This window comes from Maricaulis sp. MIT060901, from assembly GCF_047123815.1.
GTDB lineage: Bacteria > Pseudomonadota > Alphaproteobacteria > Caulobacterales > Maricaulaceae > Maricaulis.
On the sequence record NZ_CP138920.1, the window covers coordinates 2,472,198 to 2,498,377 of the forward strand.

Annotated in this window: 26 protein-coding genes and 1 pseudogene; 21 read left to right on the top strand and 6 right to left on the bottom strand. The window is 60.9% G+C overall.

Annotation, left to right across the window (positions count from 1 at the left end; all coding sequences use genetic code 11):
* Window positions 1-48 precede the first annotated feature (48 nt).
* Window positions 49-1,029 carry an NAD-dependent epimerase/dehydratase family protein gene (locus SIC17_RS12095; protein ID WP_412545521.1) on the top strand — a complete coding sequence of 327 codons (981 nt, stop codon included), beginning with the start codon at window positions 49-51 and terminating at the stop codon, window positions 1,027-1,029.
* On the opposite strand, the gene SIC17_RS12100 is transcribed toward SIC17_RS12095, so the two are convergent.
* Window positions 1,026-2,129: an SMP-30/gluconolactonase/LRE family protein gene (locus SIC17_RS12100; RefSeq protein WP_412545522.1), complete on the bottom strand. Its 1,104-nt coding sequence runs from the start codon at window positions 2,127-2,129 to the stop codon at window positions 1,026-1,028. The two genes, SIC17_RS12095 and SIC17_RS12100, sit on opposite strands and share 4 nt — an antisense overlap.
* 173 nt (window positions 2,130-2,302) lie before the next feature.
* Here SIC17_RS12100 and SIC17_RS12105 point away from each other — a divergent pair.
* A pseudogene (locus SIC17_RS12105) lies at window positions 2,303-2,398 on the top strand (sugar phosphate nucleotidyltransferase); the annotation flags it as partial.
* Window positions 2,399-2,460: 62 nt separating this feature from the next.
* Here SIC17_RS12105 and SIC17_RS12110 read toward each other — a convergent pair.
* Window positions 2,461-3,605, bottom strand: a protein-coding gene (locus SIC17_RS12110) for an IS3 family transposase (RefSeq protein WP_412545501.1) whose coding sequence is annotated in 2 segments (ribosomal slippage) — window positions 2,461-3,317 and window positions 3,317-3,605 — 1,146 coding nt in all. Because the reading frame shifts where the segments join, the coding sequence is not laid out codon by codon here.
* A 69-nt stretch (window positions 3,606-3,674) separates the two neighbouring features.
* Between SIC17_RS12110 and SIC17_RS12115 the strand changes: the two genes are divergently transcribed.
* The 5 genes from SIC17_RS12115 to tkt all read left to right on the top strand — a co-directional run bounded on the left by SIC17_RS12115 (window position 3,675) and on the right by tkt (window position 10,297).
* Window positions 3,675-4,640 (top strand): mannose-1-phosphate guanylyltransferase, encoded by a 966-nt coding sequence (locus SIC17_RS12115; protein WP_412545523.1) that lies wholly within the window; start codon window positions 3,675-3,677, stop codon window positions 4,638-4,640.
* A gap of 88 nt (window positions 4,641-4,728) precedes the next feature.
* Entirely contained in the window at window positions 4,729-5,487 is a 759-nt protein-coding gene (locus tag SIC17_RS12120; RefSeq protein ID WP_291892236.1) for a YebC/PmpR family DNA-binding transcriptional regulator, read from the top strand.
* 26 nt (window positions 5,488-5,513) lie between these two features.
* Window positions 5,514-6,644 (top strand): AGE family epimerase/isomerase, encoded by a 1,131-nt coding sequence (locus SIC17_RS12125; RefSeq protein ID WP_291892238.1) that lies wholly within the window; start codon window positions 5,514-5,516, stop codon window positions 6,642-6,644.
* Window positions 6,645-6,710: 66 nt separating this feature from the next.
* The gene (gene pgi, locus SIC17_RS12130; protein WP_412545524.1) at window positions 6,711-8,264 is read left to right on the top strand and encodes a glucose-6-phosphate isomerase; all 1,554 of its coding nucleotides are present in this window, start codon (window positions 6,711-6,713) and stop codon (window positions 8,262-8,264) included.
* A 56-nt stretch (window positions 8,265-8,320) separates the two neighbouring features.
* Window positions 8,321-10,297 carry a transketolase gene (gene tkt, locus SIC17_RS12135; protein ID WP_412545525.1) on the top strand — a complete coding sequence of 659 codons (1,977 nt, stop codon included), beginning with the start codon at window positions 8,321-8,323 and terminating at the stop codon, window positions 10,295-10,297.
* Window positions 10,298-10,321: 24 nt separating this feature from the next.
* Here the strand turns inward: tkt and SIC17_RS12140 are convergent, their stop codons facing one another.
* The 4 genes from SIC17_RS12140 to SIC17_RS12155 form a co-directional block, all read right to left on the bottom strand.
* The gene (locus tag SIC17_RS12140) at window positions 10,322-11,500 is read right to left on the bottom strand and encodes a cupin domain-containing protein (RefSeq protein WP_412545526.1); all 1,179 of its coding nucleotides are present in this window, start codon (window positions 11,498-11,500) and stop codon (window positions 10,322-10,324) included.
* 115 nt (window positions 11,501-11,615) lie between these two features.
* Window positions 11,616-12,164 (bottom strand): hypothetical protein, encoded by a 549-nt coding sequence (locus tag SIC17_RS12145; RefSeq protein ID WP_412545527.1) that lies wholly within the window; start codon window positions 12,162-12,164, stop codon window positions 11,616-11,618.
* Window positions 12,165-12,228: 64 nt separating this feature from the next.
* On the bottom strand, window positions 12,229-12,813 hold the full coding sequence (locus tag SIC17_RS12150; RefSeq protein WP_412545528.1) for a hypothetical protein: 585 nt from the start codon (window positions 12,811-12,813) through the stop codon (window positions 12,229-12,231).
* Between the two features lie 103 nt (window positions 12,814-12,916).
* Complete coding sequence (locus tag SIC17_RS12155) at window positions 12,917-13,249, bottom strand: hypothetical protein (RefSeq protein ID WP_412545529.1); 333 nt, start codon at window positions 13,247-13,249, stop codon at window positions 12,917-12,919.
* 299 nt (window positions 13,250-13,548) lie between these two features.
* Between SIC17_RS12155 and ruvC the strand changes: the two genes are divergently transcribed.
* The 14 genes from ruvC (at window position 13,549) to ftsH (ending at window position 26,159) form a co-directional block, all read left to right on the top strand.
* Window positions 13,549-14,049 carry a crossover junction endodeoxyribonuclease RuvC gene (gene ruvC, locus SIC17_RS12160; RefSeq protein WP_291892259.1) on the top strand — a complete coding sequence of 167 codons (501 nt, stop codon included), beginning with the start codon at window positions 13,549-13,551 and terminating at the stop codon, window positions 14,047-14,049.
* A complete protein-coding gene (gene ruvA, locus SIC17_RS12165) occupies window positions 14,046-14,687 on the top strand; it encodes a Holliday junction branch migration protein RuvA (protein WP_412545530.1) in 642 nt (213 codons plus the stop codon). Before ruvC ends, ruvA begins: the two co-directional genes overlap by 4 nt.
* A complete protein-coding gene (locus SIC17_RS12170; protein WP_412545531.1) occupies window positions 14,684-15,424 on the top strand; it encodes an MBL fold metallo-hydrolase in 741 nt (246 codons plus the stop codon). The genes ruvA and SIC17_RS12170 overlap by 4 nt, the downstream gene beginning before the upstream one ends.
* Entirely contained in the window at window positions 15,417-16,454 is a 1,038-nt protein-coding gene (gene ruvB / locus SIC17_RS12175; RefSeq protein ID WP_412545532.1) for a Holliday junction branch migration DNA helicase RuvB, read from the top strand. The genes SIC17_RS12170 and ruvB overlap by 8 nt, the downstream gene beginning before the upstream one ends.
* Entirely contained in the window at window positions 16,451-16,906 is a 456-nt protein-coding gene (gene ybgC, locus SIC17_RS12180) for a tol-pal system-associated acyl-CoA thioesterase (RefSeq protein WP_291892271.1), read from the top strand. The genes ruvB and ybgC overlap by 4 nt, the downstream gene beginning before the upstream one ends.
* The gene (locus SIC17_RS12185; protein WP_412545533.1) at window positions 16,873-17,646 is read left to right on the top strand and encodes a nuclear transport factor 2 family protein; all 774 of its coding nucleotides are present in this window, start codon (window positions 16,873-16,875) and stop codon (window positions 17,644-17,646) included. Before ybgC ends, SIC17_RS12185 begins: the two co-directional genes overlap by 34 nt.
* A 218-nt stretch (window positions 17,647-17,864) precedes the next feature.
* Window positions 17,865-18,533: a protein TolQ gene (gene tolQ / locus SIC17_RS12190; RefSeq protein ID WP_412545534.1), complete on the top strand. Its 669-nt coding sequence runs from the start codon at window positions 17,865-17,867 to the stop codon at window positions 18,531-18,533.
* A gap of 2 nt (window positions 18,534-18,535) precedes the next feature.
* Window positions 18,536-18,970: an ExbD/TolR family protein gene (locus SIC17_RS12195; protein WP_291892279.1), complete on the top strand. Its 435-nt coding sequence runs from the start codon at window positions 18,536-18,538 to the stop codon at window positions 18,968-18,970.
* Window positions 18,971-18,974: 4 nt separating this feature from the next.
* On the top strand, window positions 18,975-19,811 hold the full coding sequence (locus SIC17_RS12200) for a cell envelope integrity protein TolA (RefSeq protein ID WP_291892282.1): 837 nt from the start codon (window positions 18,975-18,977) through the stop codon (window positions 19,809-19,811).
* Between the two features lie 21 nt (window positions 19,812-19,832).
* The gene (tolB, locus tag SIC17_RS12205) at window positions 19,833-21,194 is read left to right on the top strand and encodes a Tol-Pal system beta propeller repeat protein TolB (protein ID WP_412545535.1); all 1,362 of its coding nucleotides are present in this window, start codon (window positions 19,833-19,835) and stop codon (window positions 21,192-21,194) included.
* Between the two features lie 129 nt (window positions 21,195-21,323).
* Window positions 21,324-21,836 carry a peptidoglycan-associated lipoprotein Pal gene (gene pal, locus SIC17_RS12210; protein ID WP_291892289.1) on the top strand — a complete coding sequence of 171 codons (513 nt, stop codon included), beginning with the start codon at window positions 21,324-21,326 and terminating at the stop codon, window positions 21,834-21,836.
* A gap of 135 nt (window positions 21,837-21,971) precedes the next feature.
* Window positions 21,972-22,832 carry a tetratricopeptide repeat protein gene (locus SIC17_RS12215; RefSeq protein WP_412545536.1) on the top strand — a complete coding sequence of 287 codons (861 nt, stop codon included), beginning with the start codon at window positions 21,972-21,974 and terminating at the stop codon, window positions 22,830-22,832.
* A 103-nt stretch (window positions 22,833-22,935) separates the two neighbouring features.
* On the top strand, window positions 22,936-24,156 hold the full coding sequence (tilS, locus tag SIC17_RS12220) for a tRNA lysidine(34) synthetase TilS (protein WP_412545537.1): 1,221 nt from the start codon (window positions 22,936-22,938) through the stop codon (window positions 24,154-24,156).
* Window positions 24,157-24,242: 86 nt separating this feature from the next.
* Entirely contained in the window at window positions 24,243-26,159 is a 1,917-nt protein-coding gene (gene ftsH / locus SIC17_RS12225) for an ATP-dependent zinc metalloprotease FtsH (RefSeq protein WP_291892298.1), read from the top strand.
* The last annotated feature ends 21 nt before the right edge of the window (window positions 26,160-26,180 follow it).

Here is a 26,180-nt window from a genome sequence, read left to right on the forward strand (position 1 = left end):
GACGCGCTGTGGACTATTTCCGCCGGACTGTGCCTGGGGGAAAAACACATGACGCAAAAGACCGCTCTTGTTTGTGGAGCCGGCGGATTTATCGGCGGCCATCTCGTCAAGCGACTGAAGGACGAGGGCTTCTGGGTTCGCGGTGTGGACGTGAAATTCCACGAGCATGCGGACACTGTGGCCGATGACTTCATGATTGGGGATTTGCGGGACCAACGTGTGGTGCGTGAGGTGATCGACCGTCGTTTTGACGAGGTCTATCAGCTGGCGGCCGACATGGGTGGCGCCGGCTATATCTTCACCGGTGAAAACGACGCCAACGTCATGCACAATTCGGCGACGATCAATCTCAACGTTCTGGACGCCTGCCACAAGCGCAATATCAAGCGGGTCTTCTACTCGTCGTCCGCCTGCATGTATCCGGAGCATAACCAGCTCGACCCGGACAATCCGAACTGTGCCGAGCACAGCGCCTATCCCGCCAATCCGGACAGCGAGTATGGCTGGGAGAAGCTTTTCTCCGAGCGGCTTTACCTGGCGTACAACCGCAATCACGGCATGGAATGCCGGGTGGCGCGTTACCACAATATCTTCGGCCCGCTGGGGACCTGGGATGGGGGCAAGGAAAAGGCTCCGGCCGCCATGTGCCGAAAGGTGGCACTGGCCGCGGATGGTGGCGAGATCGAGGTTTGGGGCGACGGCCTGCAGACGCGTTCATTCCTCTATATCGATGAGTGTCTGGAAGGTTCGATCCGTCTGCTGCGCTCTGACTTTGAAGGCCCGGTCAATATCGGCTCCGAGGAGATGATCTCGATCAATGATCTTGCACGCATGGTCATCGACATTGCTGACAAGCCCGTGGATATCCGCAATATCCCGGGGCCGCTGGGCGTTCGGGGGCGCAATTCCGACAATCGCCTGATTGCCGAGAAACTGGGCTGGGCACCGTCGCAGAGCCTGCGCGAGGGCATGGAAATCACCTATGAATGGATCAAGGGCGAGATCCAGCGCCAGCACAATCAGCGCTAGTCGCGCAATTCCGCTGGAAGCTCCATGCGGCCGATGACGTCGGCCGTCAGCGAGCCGAGCCAGAGATTGCCCTCATCATCCGGGACCGCATTGGCCAGCAGGCCGAAGCGGCCGTCCGGATCGTGGAAACTGTCGAGGTAATTGCCGTCCTCGTCGAGCACCAAGACGAAGGCGCGCGGGGCGCCGGCGCGGATCCAGACATCATCGGGAAACTTGGTGATCAGACGGGTCAGGAATGGATTGCGGTGCAAGAAGCGCAGCAACGGGACACGCTGGGTATCCATGGCGATAAAGAGTCGGCCCTGGCCATCGCCCATGACCCCGTCCGGAATGCCTGGCAGATTGTCCGCCACCAGCTCCAGCTGACCCGCTTGCGGCCCTTCAAGCCAGTAGCGCGAAAGGCGATAGCGATAGGTTTCCAGCACAAAGACCGAGCGACCGTCCGCTGACATCGCGACACCATTGGCGAAGTACATTTCGTCGGCGAGGATCTCGGTTTCCCCGGTCTGCGGGTCCAGCGAGACCAGCGCTCCATAAGGCCGGTTTTCAGCCATGTCATAGGCATAGGTGCGCAGGTGCGGATCATTAGCCCATTTCCAGCTGGCCTCGGTGAAATAGATCATGCCGTCCGCAGCGATATCCAGATCGTCAGCGAAACCAAGCGGGCGATCCCCGGCTGTCAGGGTCAGGGTTTCCACCTGGTCGGATCCGGGGGTTACGGCGTACATGCCATCGGACGCGGCCACGATCAGGCGGCCTTGCGCATCCCATTGCAGGCCAAGAGCGGGCAGGGTGGAGACCTGGACTCGTTCAGCGACCTGCCAGCTGCCGTCACGGTCACGGGCTAAACGCACGACACTGCCATCATGCTGTGAGGCCCAGACTGAGCCGTCGTCGGCGAGTGCGATATCCTCGGAATTGCTGACTATGCCACGCCCGATCTCCTCGATGCCGGCGAGGCGGCCCCTCGGCTCCAGCACGCCTTCGAGCGCTGGTGGTTCGCTTTCGTCCCAATAGGCGGGGTCAAACCGGGCTGGCCAGAGCAATAGGATCGCCACGAGAATGCTGACGATTGCAAAGATGAAGACAAGAGTGCGCATGATTTCCCCCAACCCGCTCGTCCAGCAGTGAACCGGAACGGGCCCGGTCTGTCCACTCGCAAGCGGTTCCCCTCGTCGGAGAGTCGTGATTAGTTTGCGCCAAGCCATTGCCGTGCCGCGGTAATTGTCGTTCCCGGAAGGCCAGAAAACAAACGATCGAAAAGGCAGATTCAATGAGCGAGATCGTCCCCGTCATCATGTCCGGAGGCGCCGGTACGCGATTGTGGCCGCTCTCCCGCGCTGCGCGCCCGAAACAGGTGCATGCACTGTGAAGTGGTCCCGGTTTTCCGGACAGTTTGGCGGCTGAGTTAAGGTGTATCCGGGATTGTTGTCATGCCGCCTGTTTTTCGTCTCTTGAGCCCCAGTATGCCTCTTGCGGCGTACGCCGCAAGAGGGCGGAATGAGGCCGCTCTGTGTTGTAGAAGATCATCCAGTTTTTGATGGTCCGATGCGCAGCGAAGCCATCGTTCAGCTCCTCAAGATAGATCGCCTCCTGCTTTAATGACCGCCACAGTCGCTCGATGAAGATATTGTCCATGCAGCGGCCGCGGCCATCCATCGAGATCTGGACCCCGGCCTCACTGAGCGTGGTGATCCAGGCCGCCCCGGTGAACTGGCTGCCCTGATCCGTGTTCATGATCTGCGGTGGGCCGAAGCGGGCGATGGCGTCTTGCAGTGCCTCGACGCAGAAGTCCGCATGCATCGTGTTGGAGAGCCGCCAGCTCAGGACCTTGCGCGTCGCCCAGTCCATGATCGCCACCAGATAGAGGAAGCCGTGGCGGACCGGGATGAAGGTGATGTCGGCACACCAGGCCTGGTTGGCCCGTTCGACCGCCATGCCCCGGAGCAGATACGGATAGATCCGATGGTGGGGATGCGGCTGGCTGGTTCGCGGCCGCTTGTAGATCGCTTCCAGCCCCATCTTCGCCATCAACCGCCGCACCCGGTGGCGTCCAACGATGATCGCTTCCCGGCGCAGATACGCAGCGATCTGGCGCGACCCGAAGAAGGGATACTTCGTGAACACCCGGTCGATCGACTTCATCACGTCCAGCGTCACCGCGTCGATACCAACCGGTTCATAATAGAAGGATGACCGGCTCAGCTTCACCAGCCGACACTGCTGGCTGATGCTCAGCGCTTCATGGTCGCGGCGGATCAACGCTTTCTTCTCCGCAGGGCTCATCGCTTGAGCCCTTGTGATAAAAAATCGTTCTCCACCGCCAGCCTCCCGATCTTGGCGTGCAGCTCCTTGACCTCCGCCTCGCTTGGCCCGTCAGTCTTGCCGCCACGCGCAAACACGTCCGCCATGCCCTCGACAGCCTGACGTTTCCACATGCTCACCTGGTTCGGGTGAACCTGGTGCCGAGCCGCTATCTCCTGGATCGTCCGGTCCCCACGCAGCGCCTCAAGCGCAACCTTCGCTTTGAACTGATCTGTGAACTTCCGACGTCTCGTCATCTCGTATCCCTCCATGCGGGTCGGGATACACCTTAGCAACCTGTCCGAATTTCTAGGACCACTTCACTGGTCTCTGATATCTCCATGATCGAGGCGACGGTGCGGCGAGCACAGCAAGGCGATGAAGTGGCATTTCACCCACCGGTGATCGTCCTCGGTGGTGACCAGCTCGACGGTGCTCGCGACCTGCTTGGCAAGGATCGGGACGATATCTCCTACGTGGTAGAGCCGATGGCGCGCAATACAGCGGCTGTCGCAGCCGTCTCGGCGGAGATGGTGGCGCAGAACCATGGCGATGACGCTCTGGTCTTGCTCATGCCAGCCGATCACCACATCAAGGATGAGGAAGCTTTCCGCGTGACGGTTTCGCGCGCAGCCAACCTGGCCGCAGCAGGCAATATCGTCACTTTCGGTATTCGCCCGACGGGTCCTGCGACGGGATTTGGCTATATCTGCCGCGGCAGGGCGCAGGGCGAGGGTTACAAGGTCGAGGCGTTTACTGAAAAGCCGGACCTGGCCACGGCCAGGAAATTCCTCTCGGACGGTCGCTATTACTGGAATGCAGGGATTTTTCTGTTCAAGGCGAGCACGATGCGCGCCGAGCTGGAGAAGCTGCAGCCGGAGATCCTGTCCGCCTGCCGACGGGCGCTTGGCGATGCGAGCCGGGAGGAAATTGTATCGCGTCTCGACGCTGATGCCTTTGCCGCCTGTCCGTCAGATTCCATCGACTATGCCGTGATGGAGAAAACTGATCGCGCCGCGGTCGTGCCGGCCGATTTCGACTGGTCCGATGTCGGTTCCTGGTCTTCACTTTGGGATGTCAGCGAGAAGGATGAGAGCGCCAATGTGATGATTGGCGATACGCATCTGATCGATACCCGGCGCAGCCTTGTTTATTCGACGGGTGCGCGTGTGGGTGTCATCGGCTGTGATCGCATCATGGTGGTCGCAACCGAGGACGCGGTCCTCGTGGCTGACATGGCCAATGACCAGGACGTCAAGAAACTCGTGGAGACCCTGCGGACCGAGGGGCGACTCGACCTGCTCTGACGCGGCAATCAATGTGATCACCCGGTAGCCATAAATTGGCGGAGCCGGTATTAAGCGGACAAAGACTGTTACACAAAGGGATTGTACAATGGCCGGACATTCCAAATGGGCGAATATCCAGCACCGCAAAGGTCGTCAGGACGCGGTGCGTTCCAAGCTGTTCTCGCGCCTCTCCAAGGAGATCGCGATCGCTGCGAAACTGGGTGGCCCTGATCCTGATGCCAATCCGCGTCTGCGCCTGGCTGTTGCCAACGCCAAGGGCCAGTCCATGCCCAAGGACAATATCCAGCGAGCCATCGACAAGGCGTCCGGCGGTGATGCGGATACGTATGAAGACATCCGTTACGAGGGTTTCGGGCCGGCCGGTATCGGGGTGATCGTGGAAGTCTCCACGGACAACAAGAATCGTGCAGCCGCCGAAGTCCGCACCGCCTTTGCCAAGAATGGCGGAAACATGGGCGAAACAGGCTCCGTGGCTTTCATGTTCGATAATGTCGGCGAGATCCGCTACCCGCTGTCCAAGGCTGACGAGGACACGATGATGGAAGCGGCCATCGAGGCCGGCGCCGAAGATGTTGCATCCGAACAGGGTGATGAGGAAAACGAGGGCCAGCACGTCATCTTCACGGCGCGTGAAGATCTGATGGAAGTTGTCTCCGCGCTTTCCGAACAGTTCGAGGACCCGTCTTCTGCCAAAATCATCTGGAAGCCGCAGAACCTGATCGAGGTTCCAGGTGACAAGGTTGATACCTTGATGAAGATGATGGAAGCGCTCGAAGACTGCGATGACGTCCAGAATGTTTACGCAAATTTCGACATTTCCGACGAGGACATGGCTAACGCTTGATTGTCCAGCTGAGATCGGGGAGTGGGATGGACACTGTAAAGGCACTGGCTGACTGGGGTGTTCATTCATTCTTCCCGCTTTGGCGCGAGAAATCGCTCGATCCCGAGACCGGCGGCTTTTTCGAAGTCTTTGACGCTAGGGGCGAACCTCGACGCGATGCTGACCGACGAGTTAGGGTTCAGGCACGTCAGATTTACACGTTCGCCCGGGCTCACCTTCGCGGCTGGTGTGATGGACTGGAGGCCGCTCAGTCTGGCTGGGACTATCTGCAAAAACATGCGCGCCATCCCGATGGGGGCTATGCCCATCGTCTGAATGCCCGTGGCGAGATTATCTCGGACCTGCGTGACCTCTATGATCACGCCTTCATTCTTCTGGCTGCAAGCTTCCTGGCCGAAGTCACCGGTGATCCCAGATATCTGCAGGACTGCGACGATTTGTTGGAGTTTCTGGACACGCGCATGTGCCATCCCACAGGCGGATATATCGAAGCGGTCGGGGCGGGGAATGTACCCAGGCGGCAGAATCCACACATGCACTTGTTCGAAGCGCTGATGATTTTCCGGCAGGCGGGAGGCAAGGGTGGACTGGCGCGAGCCACTGAAATCCACGCTCTCTTTCATCAGAGATTTTATTCGAAAGATCACGGCGTTCTCTTCGAGTTTTTCGAGAGTGATCTGAAACGCCTGTCCGCCGAAACCGGGCCGGTTGCCGAGCCCGGGCATATGTTTGAATGGGTGTGGCTGCTGAACAAGTACGCCCTGCTGAGTGGCGAGGATATCAGCCCTGCTGCCGAGCATTTGTTCCGAAATGCCATGAGGATGGGGATAAATCCGTCGAGCGGGCTTTTGATCAGCTCAATGGACGAGACGGGTGTTGTGTCCGAGCACGGAACCCGCACCTGGATGCAGAATGAGTGGTTCCGCGCGGCCTGTGTGGCGAAGACACGGGGATTTGAGGGAGCTGACGTGGCCCTGGAAATGGCGGGGCGGGCCATGCTGGACAAGCACTTCGCTGTATCCTTGCCCGGCGGGTGGATCGAGCATTTTGACGGCGCCGGAAATCCGGTTGGCGACGACATGCCTGCGAGCACGCCCTATCACATTATCGGTGCCCTGATCGAAGCCGACAAATTACTCGACTCAGATCTGTGTTAGCGTAAACATGTCGTTGTCGCCTGAGCGATACGCCTGAGTTTTACCGAATTGACGAGGTAGTCCCCCATGTCTCTCGACGCCCTGAAAACCCATGCAGACCGTCTGGCTGGCGGCTCCCTTCGTTCCATCGTGGACGGGCGGGGCGACGCGCTCTCCGACTGGGTGTTCAACGCAGCAGGTGTCGAACTGGATCTGACGAAGCAGTGTCTCGATCCGGCCGCGCTGACGGCATTGCTGGACTTCGCCGAAGGCTTGAACCTTTCCAGCCATCGCGATGCTCTGCTGTCCGGCGGCATCGTCAATGCGACCGAAGGCCGGCCGGCGCTGCACATGGCCTATCGTGAAGGCGCGAAAATCGACGGTTCTGATGCCGCCGAACTGGTTGAGCGTACCCAGGCCCAGACACGTGAATTTGCTCGTGCGGTAAGGGCAGGAGAGTATCAGCCGTCCGGCAAGGCGATTTCCCGCGTCGTCAATATCGGTATCGGCGGCTCTGATCTGGGTCCCCGGCTGATTGCGGATGCCCTGGCCGAGTTCGCTGATGGCGGACCGGAAATGCGATTTGTCGCGAGCCTTGATCCCAGTGATCTTCGCCTCGCGGTCGAGGGTGCGGATCCGGAGAGCATTCTTTTCATCGTCGCGTCCAAGTCTTTCTCGACCCAGGAAACCCTGATGGGGGCAGAGGCGGCTCGCGCCTGGTTGTCCGCGTATGTCGCTGAAGACCGGCTCGGGGGACATTTCGCTGCAGCATCCGCGGCGCCGGACAAGGCGGCGGCCTTTGGCATTCCGGCGGAGCGCGTGTTTGACTTCCCGGATTGGGTGGGCGGTCGCTATTCTGTCTGGAGCGCGGTCGGGCTGAGTCTGGAAATTGGTCTGGGGCCGGAAGTCTTCGCAGCTTTCCGCGAGGGTGCCCGACAGATGGATACGCATTTCGCCACAGCTCCCCTTGCCCAGAACCTGCCGGTGTTGAAAGGCCTGGTCGATGCGTGGAACCGGGTCGCGCTGGGTTATCCCAGCCGCTGTGTTGCGGCCTATTCCGCTCGTCTTGGGAAGCTGGCGGATTATCTCCAGCAGCTGGAAATGGAATCGCTGGGCAAGTCCGTGACCGTGGACGGAGAGCCCGCACCAACTGCGGGTGGCGCCCTGGTCTGGGGGGGAGCCGGTACCGAGATCCAGCACTCCTTCTTCCAGTGGCTGCACCAGGGCAAGGATATCGTTCCCGTCGACTTCATCGGCGTGAAACGTCACTTCGCCAGCGAGGATGCCCGCGAACGCGCACTGGCAGCGAACATGGCGGCCCAGGGCGCAGCGCTCCTGGATGGTCGCCAGCTGGACACGGCAGACGAAGGCGAGCTGGCGAGCCACAAATCCATGCCGGGCGGGCGCCCCTCCGCTATGCTGCTGCTGGACGATCTCAATCCGGCGACGTTGGGCGCGCTGATTGCCCTGCACGAGCATAAGGTATTCGTTGAAGGTGTTGTCTACGGAATTAATCCGTACGACCAGTGGGGCGTCGAGCTCGGGAAAGTCCTGACAACGGGTATTCTCAAAGGCGATACGAAAGAGTACGACGCGTCCACAAAAGCGTTGCTGGACCGGACCGGTTTTGGGGGCCGGTAAGGCTTCATCCCACTCCGAATCCCGCTACACGGACAGCGGATCTTAAAGAGGCGATCATGAGCACGAATATCGGTTCGCAATACACTGACATGGCCAATGCAATCCGCGCCCTGTCGATGGATGCAGTGCAGGCGGCTAATTCCGGACATCCGGGCATGCCGATGGGTATGGCAGATGTGGCCACCGTGCTTTGGGCGCGCCACATGAAGTTTGACCCGGCCGCGCCGGGCTGGGCTGACCGGGATCGGTTCATCCTGTCTGCCGGCCACGGCTCCATGCTGATCTACTCCCTGCTGCACCTGACCGGCTTTGAAGACATCACGATGGATGAGCTTCGTAAATTCCGTCAGATGGGATCGCTGACCGCCGGACACCCGGAATATGGTCACACACCGGGTGTGGAAGCGACCACAGGCCCGCTGGGGCAGGGCATTTCCATGGCGGTCGGCATGGCGCTGGCCGAGCGCATGCTGAACGCGGAATATGGCGATGACCTCGTTGATCACCGTACCTGGGTTATCGCTTCCGATGGTGACCTCCAGGAAGGCATCAGCCATGAAGCCATCTCGATTGCCGGTCATCTCAAGCTGAACCGTCTCTGTGTGCTCTGGGACGACAATGAAATCTCCATCGATGGTGCGACCAGCGTTTCGGAGTCCACCGATGTTCTCAAGCGTTTCGAGGCCGCGGGCTGGGCGACGGCGCGCGTTGATGGCCATGACATGGACGCGATCGACCAGGCGCTCTCCGAAGCGCGCCAGAGCGACAAGCCGGTACTGATCTCCTGTCAGACCACGATCGGTTTCGGTGCGCCGACCAAGGCCGGCACAGCTGGCAGCCACGGTGCGCCGCTGGGCGAGGAAGAAATCGCAGGCGCACGCAAGGCGCTGGGCTGGAATCACGCGCCGTTTGTTGTCCCGGACGAGGTCTATGAGAACTGGCGTGCTGTCGGATCCCCGGAAGCTCATGAAGCCTGGCGAGATCGCCTGGCGTCCACCGACAAGGCCGACGAGCTGGTTGCCCAGCTTTCCGGTGAGCCGGGCGAAGCGGGTCTTGAAGCGCTTTCCGCCTGGCGCAAGCAGGTGGCAGAAGAACGTCCCGATCTGGCGTCCCGGGCGGCTTCGGGCAAGACGCTGGAAGCGATCATCCGCAGCTGGCCAGGCCTGATTGGTGGGTCTGCGGATCTGACCGGGTCCAACCTGACCAAGACCACCCATGGCGGTGCTGTTTCTGCTGATGATTATGCCGGCCCGTACATCCATTTCGGTGTGCGCGAGCATGGCATGGCAGCGTGTGCGAACGGTATGGCACTGCATGGCGGTGTCACGCCTTACGTCGCGACCTTCCTGGTCTTTGCCGATTATTGCCGTGGCTCCATGCGCCTGTCCTCGTTGATGGAACAGCCGGTAGTCTATGTTCTGACCCATGACTCCATCGGTCTGGGCGAAGATGGGCCGACCCACCAGCCGGTCGAGACACTGGCGTCCCTGCGCGCTATTCCAAACATGCACGTCTTCCGTCCGGCCGATGCGCTGGAGACCGCGGAAGCCTGGGAGCTCTCACTCAAGCGCGACAATGGTCCGAGCGTTCTGGCACTGTCGCGTCAGAAACTGCCCTTCCTGCGTGAGGATGACGGTTTTGAGAACCTGTCCAGCCGCGGGGCCTATGTCCTGCGCGATGCGGACAACGCCAAGGCGGTTATCGTGGCGACCGGTTCGGAGGTTTCACTGGCTGTTGAAGCCCAGGCCAAGCTGGCCGAGGAGGGAATTGCCGTTCGGGTCGTATCCGCGCCGTGCCTGGATATCTTCCACGATCAGGATGCGGCCTACCAGGACGAGGTGCTGGGAACAGATCTGCCGGTGATCGGTGTAGAGGCGGCTCTGCGCTATGGCTGGGACAGCATCATCGGACGCAAGGGACAGTTTGTGGGCATGTCCGGATTCGGTGCCAGCGCGCCGGCCGGCGAGCTCTACGAGCATTTCAATATCACAGCGCCGGCTGTTGCCGATGCCGTCCGCAAGGCGCTCGCCTGACGAGCGCCCCACGGCCGGTTCGTATCAGACCGGTTCAGCCAGACCGAATGCGAACAGGCGGCCAATGGTCGCCTGTTGGTCTTTGGAGTCCAGGTTGGCGAACGTCGCCAGGCTGATTTCACCACCATCCAGCAGGGTGTGCAGGCCCGGCTCGGCCTTGGCCGGGAAACGGATCTCTCCACCCGAGGTGATAATCACGATCTCCTCGCCATCCTCGGCCATGCGCCAGGGCGTATTGGCCTTCAGGCGATAGCGTTTGGACGGGTCGGTCGGCGTCTGGAAATTGGCGATCGTGCCTTCCGTCGCGGGTAGGCGCGATTGGATGAAATTGTCCACATAGATATGGAAGGCTTCGTCCAGGTCTGCTTCCTTCGCGAAGGTCGAGACCAGGTTTTTGAAGTGCGGGCGCACGCTTTCCATGTCGAAATCCGGCCGTGCGAAACCCACTGGCAGGGACTGGCGGAATTCCGGGTGGCGCAGGGCGACTTCGGAAATCACTTCCAGCATCAGATCGGCCCAGGTCTTCACGATCAGGCCCACGGTGATGTGCAGGGAGGCCTCGTCACCATGCGTCAGCGCGTCGTGCATCAGGCCTCGCGGAACATAGGCGCAATCACCGGCTTCCAGGACAAATTCCTCGACCGGGTCGCCGATCTCGTGTTCGCCGCTGCGGAAACCCTCGCCACGGAAGGGCTTGTCGACCGGCGTGTCGTAGAGGCGCCAGGATTTCGAACCGGAGACCTGCAGGACAAACACATCATGGTCGTCATAATGTGTCTTGAAGCCCTGCGCGTCCGGCGGGGTGAGATAGATGTTCGTTTGCACATGGCAGGACAGGTGCGATTCCATGGCCCGACAGAAATCTGCCAGGGTGGCGTCAACCTCATGCAGTTGTGGCAGGATCAGCGTTGCGCCCTGCTGAAACTGGCGGGCGACGCCGCCGCGGTCAATGGCGCCGGAGTTGAACGTATAGTCTTCGCGGTTCACCGGCGGATCTGCGCGGGTCATGTCCAGTGAGCCAGGTTGGAAATTGATGCTGGAGACCAGTTCATCAATCCGCTCGATCGACAACAGATCGCGGTACCGGTTTCCGTCCTTGTGTTTGCTCACCAGCGCCTTGCGCTCATGGTATTGCGCAAAGAACTCCTCCGCAGAGACCGGATCGAACAGATAGCCGAAAACGTCCTTGGCCCAGGGTTTCATGGATTCACTCCCCCATTTTCAATACCGGCATCTAAGCGTGGAAATTGATTTTGCGCACGAAAAAAAGCTTCGCGACAGATCGTCGCGAAGCCTTGTTTTTACAGTTGATACGGGGTCAGCAGCGACCGCGTCCCACCGGGTCTGCATAGCTGCCAGTATCGCTGTCGGTACAGCCGCGCCCGCGGCCATTTCCGGCACGGTCGGCATAGGTTCCGCTGTCACTGTCAGTGATGCCGGTGCGATGGCCGCCGCGGCCATTACCCGCGGGATCTGCATAGGAACCGCTATCGCTGTCCGTGATGCCCGAGCCGCCCCGTCCATTGCCTGCCGGGTCCGCATAGGAGCCACTGTCGCTGTCGGTAACACCGGAACCACCGCGGCCATTGCCAGCCGGGTCGGCATAGGCGCCTGAATCGGCATCAGTGATGCCGGAACGATAGCCGCCTCGGCCGCGACCGACCGGGTCTGCATAGGCGCCGGCATCGCCGTCTGTCACGCCACGTGATCCAGGTCCCCGGCCTCCGCCAATCGGATCGAACGGGTCTGCGTCCGTGTAGCCTGTTGTCGCGCACGCGCTGACGACGCTGCCAGCACCCAGAGTTAGGGACCCGCCCGCTACGCGCACCAGAAAGGAGCGGCGAGAGATCTTTCCACGTTTAGCCATTACCTGTCTCCACAAATGAGAACGGACTCCCGGCGGGCCGGAAGTCCGTCATCAACCCAAAGGTCTAGTAGCGGCGCGAACGTCCGCGACCGGCCGGGTCGGCACAGCCGCCCGTATCACTGTCTGTCGTGCCTGGCTGTACGTGACCGCGCCCACGGCCGCCCGGATCGGAACAGGAACCGCTGTCGCTGTCCGTTGACGAACCGCGGCCATTGCCGGCGGGGTCACTCGGATCGCTGTCCGTGACCCCGGAGCGTCCACGGCCATTGCCGACCGGGTCACTGGGGTCACTGTCGGTGAGGCCGGTGCGACCGCGGCCATTGCCTGCCGGATCGCTGGGATCGCTGTCAGTAATTCCGCTGCGTCCGCGTCCATTGCCAACAGCATCACTGGGGTCGCTGTCGGTCAGGCCTGAACGGCCGCGACCATAACCGGCGCGATCGCTGCCGCCACCTGTATCACTGTCCGTCATTCCCGTGCGGCCATATCCGGAACGGTCGGCATAAGTACCACCGTCACTGTCCGTGCGGCCGGTATAGTTCTGCGCCAGGCTACCACCGGTAACCAGGCCAACCGCACCGGTCGCCGCGACACCACCAGCCACGCTGGTCATGAAGGAACGGCGGCTGAGCTTGCCTTTTTTAGCCATGTCTTGCTCCCAATTTAGCTAGCGGGCCACAGCGGGCCCGTTGTCCCCCGCAAGATACGAAAAAGGGGCGGTTGTGCAGGCCGCCCCTTGGAATTGAACCCGACTATGCCGGGCCGCGACCGCGACCACCCGGATCGCTGCAGGCGCCGCCATCACTGTCGGTGTAGCCGGTATTGCCGCGGCCATAGCCGGACGTGTCGGCGCAAGCACCACCATCGCTGTCGGTGACACCGGTGTAGCTGGAGCCGTGGTTTGCGTAGTCATTCGGATCGCTGTCCGTGATGCCGGTGCGAGCTGCAGCATCAACCGGATCTGCATCGACGGAACGCTGAAGCATCGTCGCGCCCGCAACTGCAGCAACAGTGCCGGTAACAACCGTGCCGCCTGCAACGCGGGTCAGGAATGAGCGACGGCTCATTTTGCCCTTTTTAGCCATTTTATAGTCTCCCCAGTAGCCATAAGACCGCCCGACGCGGTCACGCATATGCTCTGGTCAGAAGACTACGCGCGGCGCGCGAGCAGGGCAAACAAAAGTTCAAGAAAAAATATCAATACGGATCAATCGCTTAACCGATGTTTTTGCGAATAATTGTCATGATATTTGCGACTGATTTTCATTGCGCTGTTACCCTTGCGAGAAAATGCCGTTTTAAATAGCCACTTTGCAGAGATTCTCTGATGTTCACGGCTTGTTCTCTTGTGCGGAGCAGTGTTTAGTCACAACCGGAGGCGCTGATGACATCAAGAACACGCTTGCTTGGGATCGATCCGGGTCTGAGATGTATGGGCTGGGGCGTAATCGACGTTTCCGGAAACCGCATGAGCCATGTCGCGCATGGCACGATCAAGCCGCCGACTGACCAGCCGCTGTCCGATCGCCTGACCGTCATTTTCCGCGGTGTGCTGCAGCTGGTCGAGGAATACCAGCCACATGAATGCGCCATCGAGGAAGCTTTCATGGCCAAGAATGCCTCCTCTGCACTGAAGCTCGGTCATGCGCGCGCCGCTGCGCTTCTCGCGCCGGCCTCCACGGACCGACCCGTGTTCGAATACGCCGCACGCCTGGTCAAAAAGGCTGTGGTTGGAACAGGTGGCGCCGACAAGACCCAGGTCTCGGCCATGGTCGGTGTCCTGCTGCCAGGCGTGAAGGCCACGGCCGATGCTGCAGATGCGCTGGCGATTGCCATCTGCCATGCCCACAACAGGAATACCCATGTGAGAGGGGAAGTCGCATGATCGGAATGCTCAAGGGTGTCGTTGACGCGGTCGGGGCGGACGAGACCGTGATTGACGTCAACGGTGTGGGTTATCTTGTGGCGGCAGGTGTACAGACCCTGGCGAGACTGGAAGTTGGCGCCCAGGTGAAGATGCACATCGAGACGCATGTCCGCGAAGATGCCTTCAAGCTGTTTGGTTTCCTGGATGAGACGGAGCGGGCCTGGTTCGTGCACCTTCAGTCTGTGCAGGGAGTGGGCGCCAAGGCTGCCTTTGCCATTCTGGATGCTGTGCCGGTATCGGAGATCGCGAGTGCGGTGGCGCTGGGTGACAAGGCCACGTTCGGACGGGCCAAGGGTGTCGGGCCGAAACTGGCCACGCGAATTGCCACGGAACTCAAGGACAAGGCGCCGCCGGTCGGGCGCAATCTGGGGATCGGCCTGCCTGCTCACGCTACTACGCCGAGCGCGACAAGCACTTCCGGCAAGGCTTCCTCCGATGACGGAGCTGTGAGGGAGGAGGCCGTATCGGCCCTGCTTAATCTGGGTTATGCAGAGACCGTTGCCCGGCAAGCCGTGGCGACAGTACAGCGTAATGGAGGTGAAGGCTTGGAGCTCGGGGAAGTCATTCGCCAGTCTTTGAAGGAGTTGGCTCCATGATTTCCGCTTTTGCCGGCGCGCTTGCGTTGGCATCTACCGTGTGCGCGACGACGGACACGACCCCCGATACTGTCCAAATTCGCCTTGTTGCCAATATGGGAGTCATGGTGAGCCAGGGCGAGAACAAGGTACTTTTCGATGCCCTGTTCACGGACGTCTACGAAGGGCGTTTTCATGTTCCCACCAGCGATGACCGCGAGGCCATGATCACTGCTTCCGGCGAGGTTGACGGCGTTGATGCCCTGTTGTTCACGCATGAACACGGCGATCATTTCAACGCCGGGGAAGCCGGTCTGGCTCTCGCCGCGAATGACGCGCTGGTGCTGATGGCTCCGGACCAGGTCAGCAGCCAGCTGAGCGCCAGCGCGACGGAGCTGCCGGACGGCCTTTCCGTGCGTGCCGTCCCGATGTTCCACATGGAGGGCATGGACAATCATGCCTTCATCATCGAGCTGGGCGGGACATCGGTCCTGCATCTGGGGGATACCAATCCCGACGAAGCCGATTTCACGGTCCTTGATGACGAGGACATTGATGTTGTGCTGTACCCGATCTGGTTCGTGCAATCGGAAACCGGACAGGCCGAGCTGAGCGGCCGGTTCGCCGGCGCGCGGCATGTTGCCGTACATGTGCCAGCCCATATTTCCGGTGAACAGATGGCCGAATATCTCGGCAAGGGGAATTCGCTGGTTGATCCGGGAGACCGGATTGTGATCAATCCCGGGGACCATGACTGAACAAGACGACCGGATAATCGAGGCTGAGATGCAGGCGGGCGATCATCGCGACAAGGCGATGCGTCCGCTTTCCTTTGGCGATTTTGTTGGCCAGAAAGCATCGATCGAGAACCTGAAGGTCTTCGTCGAGGCGGCGCGCCGCCGTGAAGAGGCGCTGGACCATGTCCTGCTTTCCGGGCCGCCCGGGCTGGGCAAGACGACGCTGGCGCAGATCGTCGCTCGTGAATTGGGTGTCGGTTTTCGGGCGACTTCAGGTCCGGTTATCGCCAAGGCCGGCGACCTCGCTGCCATCCTGACCAATCTCGAGCCGCGCGATGTGCTTTTCATCGACGAGATCCACCGCCTTTCTCCGGCTGTGGAGGAAGTCCTTTATCCGGCGATGGAGGACTTCTGCCTGGATCTGGTGATCGGGGAGGGGCCTTCAGCGCGCACCGTCCGTATCGACCTCCCGCCCTTTACACTCGTGGGCGCGACCACACGGGCCGGTTTGCTGGCGACACCTCTGCGTGACCGTTTCGGCGTGCCGGTCCGGCTGGAATTCTACGACGCCGCGGAGCTGGCCTCGATCGTGGCGCGCAATGCCGCGAAATTCGGCATCAATGCCTCGCCGGAGGGCGCGCTGGAGGTTGCCCGACGGGCGCGCGGGACCCCGCGTGTCGCCGGGCGCTTGTTGCGCCGGGTGCGCGATTTCGCCGAGGCCGAGGGCGCCGAACAGATCTCGGCCGAGGTGGCCGACCGGGCATTACGCCGGCTGGAGGTCGACAAGATCGGCCTGGACAGTCTTGATCGGCGCTATCTGCATGCGCTTCTGCATACGTTCCGGGGTGGCCCGGTCGGCGTGGAAACGCTGGCAGCGGCTCTGGCCGAGGCGCGTGATGCGCTCGAGGATGTGGTCGAGCCCTTCCTGATCCAGCAGGGGTTTATCCAGCGTACGCCGCGTGGCCGCATGGCGGCTCCGCGGGCTTGGGAGCATATGGGCATCGAGATTCCGCAGTCCGCGGACATGGATCTTTTCGGAGGTGGCAAATGAGCCTGGAGCCGACGGCTGGCGTTCTGTGCGACGACAAGGTCCATCGTCTGCCGGTTCGCGTTTATTACGAAGACACCGATTTCTCTGGCGTCGTTTATCACGCCCGTTATCTGCACTTTTTCGAGCGAGGCCGCACGGACAGTCTGCGTTGTCTGGGCATCCATCATTCTGAACTGGCACAGGCGGACGACCCGCTGGCCTTTGCCGTGCGCCGGATGTCGATCGAGTTCGCAGTCGCTGCTAGGGTGGACGATGCCCTGGTGGTGGAAACCCTGTTCCGGCCCCAGAAAGGCGCGCGACTGATGATCGAACAGCGTTTGATGCGCGGTGAGACGCTGATTGCGTCAGCAGATGTCCAGGCGGTGTGCATCTCTCTGGATGGCGCGGTCAAGCGTCCTCCCAGATCCATGGCCGCGAAATGGCAGAATATGGTTATTCCGGTAGACAGCTAACCAAAACCCGCTACGCTTTTCATATTGGCTTTGGGGGAGGCCGTATGAACAAGCAAGCTGGCTTGACTGGCGAATTGAACGAAATGCGTCATGCTAGGTATGGCGAAGAACGGCCGTCTGCGCCGCCCAATTTCCAATTCGAAGTTGTTCGATCGTTTCCGGACGACCCCTATCTGTTCATGCATATGGTCCAGTTCCCGGCGCCGGGCGTGCAATGGGTCACAATGAGCCTTTTGAGCATGGAGCCCGGGGCGACTGGTCGGATTGTCCACCAGGTGACCAACAGGCAGGTAGAGCGGGACAATCCGGACTTTACCAGAGTCGCCGGAACACGGGCTCTGGATGCTGCCGCGGATACGAAAGAGACACATGCCGCCGTGATCGGCTTCGTGTCCCAGGTGTTGTCGGGCGGCAATGTCGCTGCTTGCGCTGACTGGCTCGACCGCGATTGTTTCATCACGCACAACCCGTACATGCTGGCCGACTATCAGGGTTTCGTTCAATTCCTGGATGAAGAAATGAGCCGCGTCGATGCCTTGAGGTACGTCTGCATCTCCGATGTCGTCGCCTATCATGACTTTGCGGCCGTTTTCTCGGTCATTGACTTTCGAGGCCATGAATATCGCGCTTGTGACCTGTTCCGTGTCGAGGACGGAAAAATCGTCGAGCACTGGGACATTGCCGAACGAGCGGTCAATCAGGCACCGCCCGGGAATGACCGAAGTTTTATGCCCCTGTAACGGGTTGCATAGATTTCTTCTCGCCTCATGCGATAAGGGTCTGCAATTCAGCGCGGGTCTTGTGCTATCACATCAGAAATTTGCCGCATTCCTGCGTCATTGGCTGTCCAGCCAGGTCGCAATGCATTGGGGAAGGCGCGCGGCACGCCGGGGAGAGTTTGAAGAGTTGCGTCGCGTATCCGACGCGTTGTGACGGAACGCAGCCAAGGAATACACTCATGGAAACTAGTGTGGTTGATGTCGCCCAGGCGGTAGAGGGCTTTTCCTTCTATGACCTGTTCATGCGCGCAGACTGGGTGGTCAAGGGCGTGATGGGCATTCTCGCCTTCATGTCGATCTGGTCGTGGGCCATCGCTGTCGACAAGTCGCTGCAGATGAAAGGCCTTCACGGCAAGTCCAAGGTCTTCGAACGCGAATTCTGGTCCGGTCGTCCGCTGGACGCCCTGGCAGACCAATTTGCCAAGAACCCGCGCGATCCGTTCAGTCATACGTTTGCAGCCGGTCTGCGCGAGTGGAAGGGCACTGCGCCTGGCGGTCGTGTCGCCAAGGCCGCGGGCGCTGAAGCCAGCCGCCAGCTGAACAATGCGGAAACCGGCCTGGGCATCCTGGCGACGATCGCTTCGGCAGCGCCGTTTGTCGGCCTGTTCGGTACGGTCTGGGGCATCATGAACGCCTTCCGCGCCATCGCCGCGGAACAGAACACCAATCTGGCCGTGGTTGCGCCGGGTATTGCCGAGGCACTGTTCGCCACGGCGCTGGGCCTGCTGGCAGCTATCCCGGCGGTTATTTTCTTCAACGCGCTGTCAGCCAATATCGGCAAGTATGGCGCGCGTCTTGACGGGTTTGTCGACGAGCTTTCCGCTCTCGCTGACCGGGAAGGCAAATAGTCATGGCCGTTTCGCTCGACAGCGGCGGTGGTGGACGCGGCAGAGCCCGCTGGAAGCCCAAGGCCGAGATCAATGTGACGCCCTTTGTCGACGTCATGCTGGTGCTTCTCATCGTTTTCATGGTCACCGCACCCCTGCTGACGGTCGGTATCGAGATCGACATGCCCGAGACGGAAGCCCAGCAACTTCCCGCCATCGAGGAGCCGATCACGGTGACACTGACGGCAGAGGGTACGATCTTCCTGCAGGAAACCGAGGTCGAGCTGGGTGAGCTTAGCGCGCGTCTTCGCGCCATCGCCGCATCCGGCACGGATCACCCGGTCGCCTATCGCTGGGACGCGTCCGCCAATGGCCAGCATATCGCCCAGGTTCTGGGAGATATTCAGGCTGCGGGCTTTACGCGTGTTCAGGTGATCACGGATCCCGTGGAGGGCTAATCCGTTGCGCGGTCTTGTCGTTTCGCTTGTAGTTCATGCCGGCTTTATTGCTGCGGGCGTGATCTATCTGCCTCGGGCAGCCCATCTGCTCGAGACGACACCCTATGTGCCGATCGAGCTGGTCAGCCTGTCCGACACGACAAATGTGACCGCCGCGGCACCCGAGCCTGAACCAGAGCCGGAAGAAGAGATCATCGAGGATCCTGTCGAGGAAGAGCCGACGGTGGAAGACGCGATCGTTGATCCGGCACCCGAACCGGAACAGGCCCCGGAACCGGAGCCTGAACCTGCCGTGATCTCGCCGGATCCGGTTGAGGAAGCCGCTGAACCCGAACCGGAGCCCGAGCCAGAACCTGAGCCGGTGCGCGAAGAACCGCGCCGTCCGGACCCGGAGCCGGAACCCGAACCGGCGGAGCCCAGCTTCTTTGATTCCCTGGACGACCTGGCCGCGACGGTGGATGAAGCGCGCGACGAGCGTGCCAGCGATGCGGGCGAGCGCCGCCGTGCCGTTGGCAATGGCGAGAGTAATACCGCGACCCTGCAAGTAATCCTGCAAAACCATCTGGCACGTTGCTGGCGCAATTCGCTGGATGCACCGCATCCGGATGAGCTGGCCGTCGAGGTTGAGTTGTCTCTCAATCGCAATGGTGAACTGATGGGGCCGCCGCGCCTGGTCGACCAGGGCCGCGTGCTCAATTCCCCCAACCCCTACCTGCGTGTTGCCGGTGAGCGTGCGTTGCGCGCAGCCTCGGTGTGTGCACCTTATCCACTGCCCCCGGAACAATATTCCGAGTGGCGTCAAATTACGGCCAATTTCGCGCCGTCTTTATACGGCAACTGATTTCTGAACCGGAGCGAGATTATGATCCGCCTGCTTGCCTCAATCCTGACCCTCGTCGCGGCGCTCGCTGCTCCAATCGCAGCGCATGCGCAGGAGCCGCTGCGTGTGGACATCACCGAAGGCAATCTCGACCCGCTGCCGGTGGCGCTTCCTGATTTCATCGCTGTTGACGAGGAATTTGCCGAACGCGGCGCGGACATCACGCGTGTGATCACCAATGACCTGGCCAGTTCCGGCCTGTTCGCGCCGATCGATCAGAGCGCCTATATCGAGGACATCGAGAATATCGACTTGCGCCCGCGCTTTTCCGACTGGCGCGTGATCAATGCCTCGGCCCTGCTGGTCGGGCGTATCACTGAACAGGATGACGGGCGTTTGCTGGTTGCCTTCCGGCTGTGGGACACGCGTCTGGAAACCCAGATGCTGGGCGTTCAATACGTCACCGCGCCGGAAAACTGGCGCCGGGTGGCGCACAAGGTGGCCGACGCTGTCTATCAGCGCCTGACCGGTGAAGAGGGATATTTCGACACCCGCATCGTCTATGTCGCCGAAGGACGTGGAGTGGATGGTGAGCCGCTGCACCAGCTGGCCTTGATGGATCAGGACGGTGCCAATCCGTCATTCCTGACGGATCGTTCCTACATGGCGCTGTTGCCGAACTTTTCTCCGAGTGCGCAGGAAATCACCTATGTGTCCTTCCTCGAGGGGCAGGCGACGACCTATCTCTACGATCTTGAGACCGGTCGCCAGGAAGCCCTGTTCGCGTCCGGCGGGCGCGGTGCTGCGACCCAGATCGATCCGGACGGTCAGAGCTTGTCCGCGCGTTTCTCCCCGGACGGCAGCCAACTGGCGGTTTCCGTGGAGACCCGCAATGGTCACGACATCCACATGTTCGATCTTCGCACGCGTGAACTGACCCGCCTGACCCAGCATCCGGCTGACGACGTGGAGCCGTCTTTTTCACCGGATGGTGAACGGATCGTGTTCTCTTCCTCGCGTGGTGGCGGTTCCCAGCTCTATACCATGAATGCGGATGGTACGGATGTGCAGCGTATTACTTTTGGCGAAGGCCGCTACACGACACCGGTCTGGTCTCCGCGAGGCGATCTGATCGCCTTTACCAAACAGTCCAATGGCCGTTTCCTGCTTGGCGTCGTGCGCGCTGACGGTTCCGGCATCGAACGCATCCTGTTCGAAGGGTATTATGTCGACACACCGGCCTGGTCGCCCAATGGCCGCGTACTGCTCTTCACTCGCGGTGAACCGCGCACAAACGGCACGCGATATGAAATCTGGAGTATTGATCTGGCCGGGTTCAATCTGAGGCGGCTGGCCACAGGCGGAATGGCCTCGGATCCGGCATGGTCGCCCTTGATCGACTAGCCCTTTTCTGAGTAGGGTTCTTTCTAATGCGCGGCGCCAGTGGGGGGGCCGACAATTTTCTGCGTCTTGTTTTTGGGGCGTGATCGGGAGTACGCCAGAAAAATCTGGCTGGATGAGGGTGTTTACATCATGAAGATCAAACTGTTTGCGATTGCAGCCCTGGCCGCGTTTGCGACCGCGTGTGCGTCTACGCCGGAGCCGGTAGCGGATCCGATTCCGGAACCGCAGCCGACACGTCCGGCTGAACCGGCCCAGCCGACTGGACCGACTGCCGGTTCCGTTGATCATTTCGTACAGACTGCGGGCGACCGCGTCTTCTTCGGCTATGACCGTCATGACCTGTCGTCTGAGGCACGCGCCGTGCTTCGCGATCAGGCAGCCTGGCTGATGACCTACAGCGATGCACGCATCACGATCGCCGGCAATTGTGACGAGCGCGGCACGCGTGAATATAACCTGGCCCTGGGCGCCCGTCGCGCCAATGCGGCCCGCGACTACCTGATCAGCCAGGGTGTTGATCCGTCGCGCATCACGACGACCTCCTTCGGCAAGGAGCGTCCGATCTGCCGTCAGTCCAACGAGCAGTGCTGGGCGACCAACCGTAATGCGATCACCGAAATCACCAGCGGCTACACCAACTAAGCTGCGTTGATTTGAGTATCAGCAACGTCCGCGATCCCGCATGGTTCGCGGACGTTTCTTTTTCACAAGACCCTTGAGCGCCGCATTTTTGCCGTGCTCGTGCACTAGGTGCGCATGATGATCCGAATTCTTTGCATGTCTGTCGTCGTTACCGCGCTGGCCGCGGCCACGCCGGCCCAAGCCCAGTCCCGCCGCGAACTTGCGGAGCGTATCGACGCGACCGAAGTGCGTATCGGCGAGCTGGAAAACCAGTTCCTTGCCGGTGACCCCGTGGTGGAAACCCTGCTTCAGCGCCTCGATGCGCTGGACTATCAGATCCAGCAACTGACCGGCGCCAACGAGCAGATGCGGTTCGAGAATCGCCAGCTTCGCGAAACAGTGGAAACGCTGCAGGCGGAAATCGAAGCGTCGCGTGCCCCTGCGATTGATGATGCCACGGCCAATTGGATGACTGATGGTCTGGAAGTTGGCGGCGAAGAAGGCGGTGAAACGATCACCCAGCTGGAAAATCCGAATCTCTCGCACAGTGACCCGGATGATCCGTTCGCTGAAGCGCGTTCGGAGGCAACGGGCGTTCTGGGCGGCAATGTTGCCGACGCTACGCCTACCATCAGTCCGGAAGAATTGTTCGCAACCGGTCGCTCGCGTCTTGTCGACAATGATTTTGGTGGCGCCCAGGTGGCGTTCGAGACTTTCGTCACCGAGAACGCCGATCATCCGAATGTCGGCGAGGCCTGGTACTGGCTCGGCCAGACCTTCTACGTCCAGGACAATTTCGGTGAAGCCGCAGATGCCTATATCGCTTCCTTGCGCAACCAGCCGAGCGGTCAGCGGGCCCCGGATGCGCTGGTCCAGCTTGCGGCATCCCTGCGCGGACTTGGCCGCGTCGACGAGGCGTGTGGAACCCTGTCCCAGTTCGGACGCCAATTCCCCAATGCTCCGGCCGAGGCCCGTGACCGTGCCGCACGCGAGTCGGTTCGCGCCAACTGCCGGTGACGGCAGCGCTCGAACAACATGTTCATGATCAGCTTGACGCGCTCTGCGGTAACGCAGGGCGCGTTGCTTTGGGGTATTCCGGGGGGGTGACAGTCACGCATTGATGTTGCTGGCTGCCGACTGGGCGCGCTCGCGCGGGGTTGAGTTGCTTGCGCTGACCGTTGATCACGGCTTGCGACCGGAAAGCGCCAGCGAGGCGCAGCATGCGCGCTCCCTTGCGAGAAAGCAGGGTCTTGAGGCCCGTATGCTGACCTGTCGCAAGGATACGCTTCACAGCGCCATCCAGGAAACAGCACGTACCTGGCGCCATGACGCCCTGTCCGAGGCCTGCAATCTGGCCGGCATCACCCGGCTGTTGTTGGCGCACACGCGGGACGACCAGGCCGAGACCGTATTGATGCGTCTGCAAGCGGGTGCACGCTGGCAGGGACTGGCGGGCATGGGCGTGGATGATGTGTCACCGAGCTGGCCCCTTGGGCGGGAAATCAGGCTGGGTCGACCGCTTCTTTCGTTGCGTCGACGCGACTTGCGCGAATGGCTCACCCGGCGGGGGGAAGCCTGGATCGAGGATCCGTCGAACGACAATACCCGTTTCACTCGCATTCGCCTGCGCCAGGCGCTTCACAGGGCCGGCGATGGGCCGGGGCAGCGTCTGGCTGATCTGGCGTTCGAGCTCGGGCAGGCGCGTCACACCGTACGCAAGGCCTGCGCGGAGTTGATGCCGCAAATTGCCGAAGTGATGTCATGGGGCGGGGTGAGGCTGGATGCAGGGCGTCTGGCAAAGCTTGCTCCGCTCTATCGCCGTGGACTGCTGGGCTTGCTCGTTCAGGCCGTATCGGGTTCGACCCGCGAGGTGGGGAGCAATGCGGTCTTCCGGCTGGAAGAAGCCCTGGCCCGCTCCACGAACACCACCGCTGGCGGGATCATGTTGCAGGTCACTGGACAATCCGCCTGGATGGTTCGCGACCCCGGCGCGGTGTTGGGCCGTGTCGACCACCCCGCCAGATCAACAGCGGTCGTCACAAGTCAGAACGAGACTGTCTGGGATGGTCGCCTGCTGCATCCTTCGGACGAATGTCCAGAGCCACTTGGCCTTGATTATTCCGGGCTCGTGGAGAGGGACGCGCTGGCTGAAATTCCCGGATTTGCGCGTGCGTCTCTGCCTTGTTTCCGTCGCAACGGCCGTGTCATCTCTATTCCGGGTTTATTAGGAGCTGATAGTGTAGACTGTCGTTTCCTGGTGTTGGACCGTCTAGAGAGTCGCCTTTCGGCCTGTGATCCGTCATTCTTGTCACCTCGCACAAGTTTGATCTCGCAAGCCTGACGCTAGCTGCGTGGCTGACTCGCAATGGGCGGTGTGAATGCCCATATCTGGTCTGACCGACCGATTTGTCTGAACGGATGTGCCGTATGCAAATGAGAAATTTCCTGATCTGGGCCGTTGTGTTTGTGCTGTTGCTGGCGCTGTTCAACCTGTTGGACCGCTCTGCGACCGTGACAGAACCGACGAACGAGGTCGCCTATTCCGAATTCCATTCGCTGATTTCAAACGGGCAGATCACTGATGCCATGGTGCAGGGCGATGAGGTGATCGCCAGCCGATCCAACGGCGAGACGGTCCGGGTACGCCTGCATCCGAATGACGATACGACTGTCGACCGGATGACGGAAAGCGGTGTCAGGGTCGAAATCGCGGCGGAACAGGCCGAGGGCAATTTCTTCTTCACCCTGCTGGTCCAATGGTTCCCCTTCCTGCTCCTGATCGGTGTATGGATCTTCTTCATGCGGCAAATGCAGGGCGGTGGACGCGGTGGCGCCATGGGCTTCGGCAAGTCCAAGGCGCGCCTTTTGACCGAACATCAGGGTCGCAAGACGTTTGACGATGTCGCCGGTGTGGACGAGGCTAAGGAAGAGCTGCAGGAAGTTGTCGAGTTCCTCAAGGACCCGAGCAAGTTCCAGCGCCTGGGTGGCAAGATCCCGAAGGGCGCATTGCTGGTCGGCCCTCCGGGTACCGGCAAGACCCTGCTGGCCCGTGCCGTTGCCGGTGAGGCGAATGTTCCCTTCTTCTCGATTTCCGGTTCGGACTTTGTCGAGATGTTTGTCGGTGTCGGCGCCTCGCGTGTTCGCGACATGTTTGAACAGGCCAAGAAAAACGCACCCTGTATTATCTTCATCGACGAGATCGATGCCGTGGGCCGTTCCCGTGGTGCCGGCCATGGCGGTGGCAATGACGAACGCGAACAGACGCTGAACCAGCTTCTGGTGGAGATGGACGGGTTTGAGTCCAATGAAGGCATCATCATCCTGGCCGCAACCAACCGTCCGGACGTGCTGGACTCCGCGCTGCGCCGTCCGGGCCGTTTTGACCGCGAGATCAATGTCGGCAATCCCGATATCACCGGCCGCGAGAAGATCCTCAAGGTTCACATGCGAGATGTGCCGCTGGCCTCCGACGTGGATGCCAAGGTCATTGCACGCGGCACGCCGGGCTTCTCCGGTGCCGACCTGGCGAACCTGGTGAACGAGGCCGCTCTGCTGGCGGCTCGTCGCAACAAGCGTATTGTGTCGATGCTCGAATTCGAGGACGCCAAGGACAAGGTCATGATGGGCCCGGAACGCCGTTCCATGGTCCTGACCGAGGACCAGAAGGAACAGACCGCCTATCACGAGGCCGGCCACGCCATTGTCGGCTTGAACATGCCGCTGTGTGACCCGGTCTACAAGGCAACGATCATTCCGCGCGGTCGTGCGCTGGGCATGGTGATGAGCCTGCCGGAAATGGATCGCCTGAACTGGCACCGTGACGAGTGTGAGCAGAAACTCGCCATGACCATGGCCGGCAAGGCTGCCGAGGTCATCAAATACGGTGAGGATCACGTTTCCAACGGTCCGTCCGGTGATATCCAGCAGGCCAGCCAGCTGGCCCGTGCCATGGTTCTGCGCTGGGGCATGTCCGACAAGGTCGGCAATGTCGACTATGCGGAGACGCATGAGGGTTACAACGGCCAGACCTTTGGGGGTTCGGTTTCCGCTGCGACCAAGGAGCTGATCGAGAGCGAGGTTCGTCGGTTCATAGAGGATGCCTATGCCAAGGCGCTGAAGGTTCTCGATGAGAAGAAGGATGACTGGGAAACCTTGGCCCAGGGCCTGCTCGAATACGAGACCCTGACGGGTGACGAGATCACGGACCTGCTGGACGGCAAGCCGCCATCACGTCCCGACAGTGATTCCACAACGCCGCCGACCGCACCGGCGAGCGCTGTGCCCACGACCGAGGAAAATGCCGGTGAGGAGCCCGATGGCGGCCCCGAACCACAAGGCGCCTGACGTCAAAGAAAACCCCCGGTC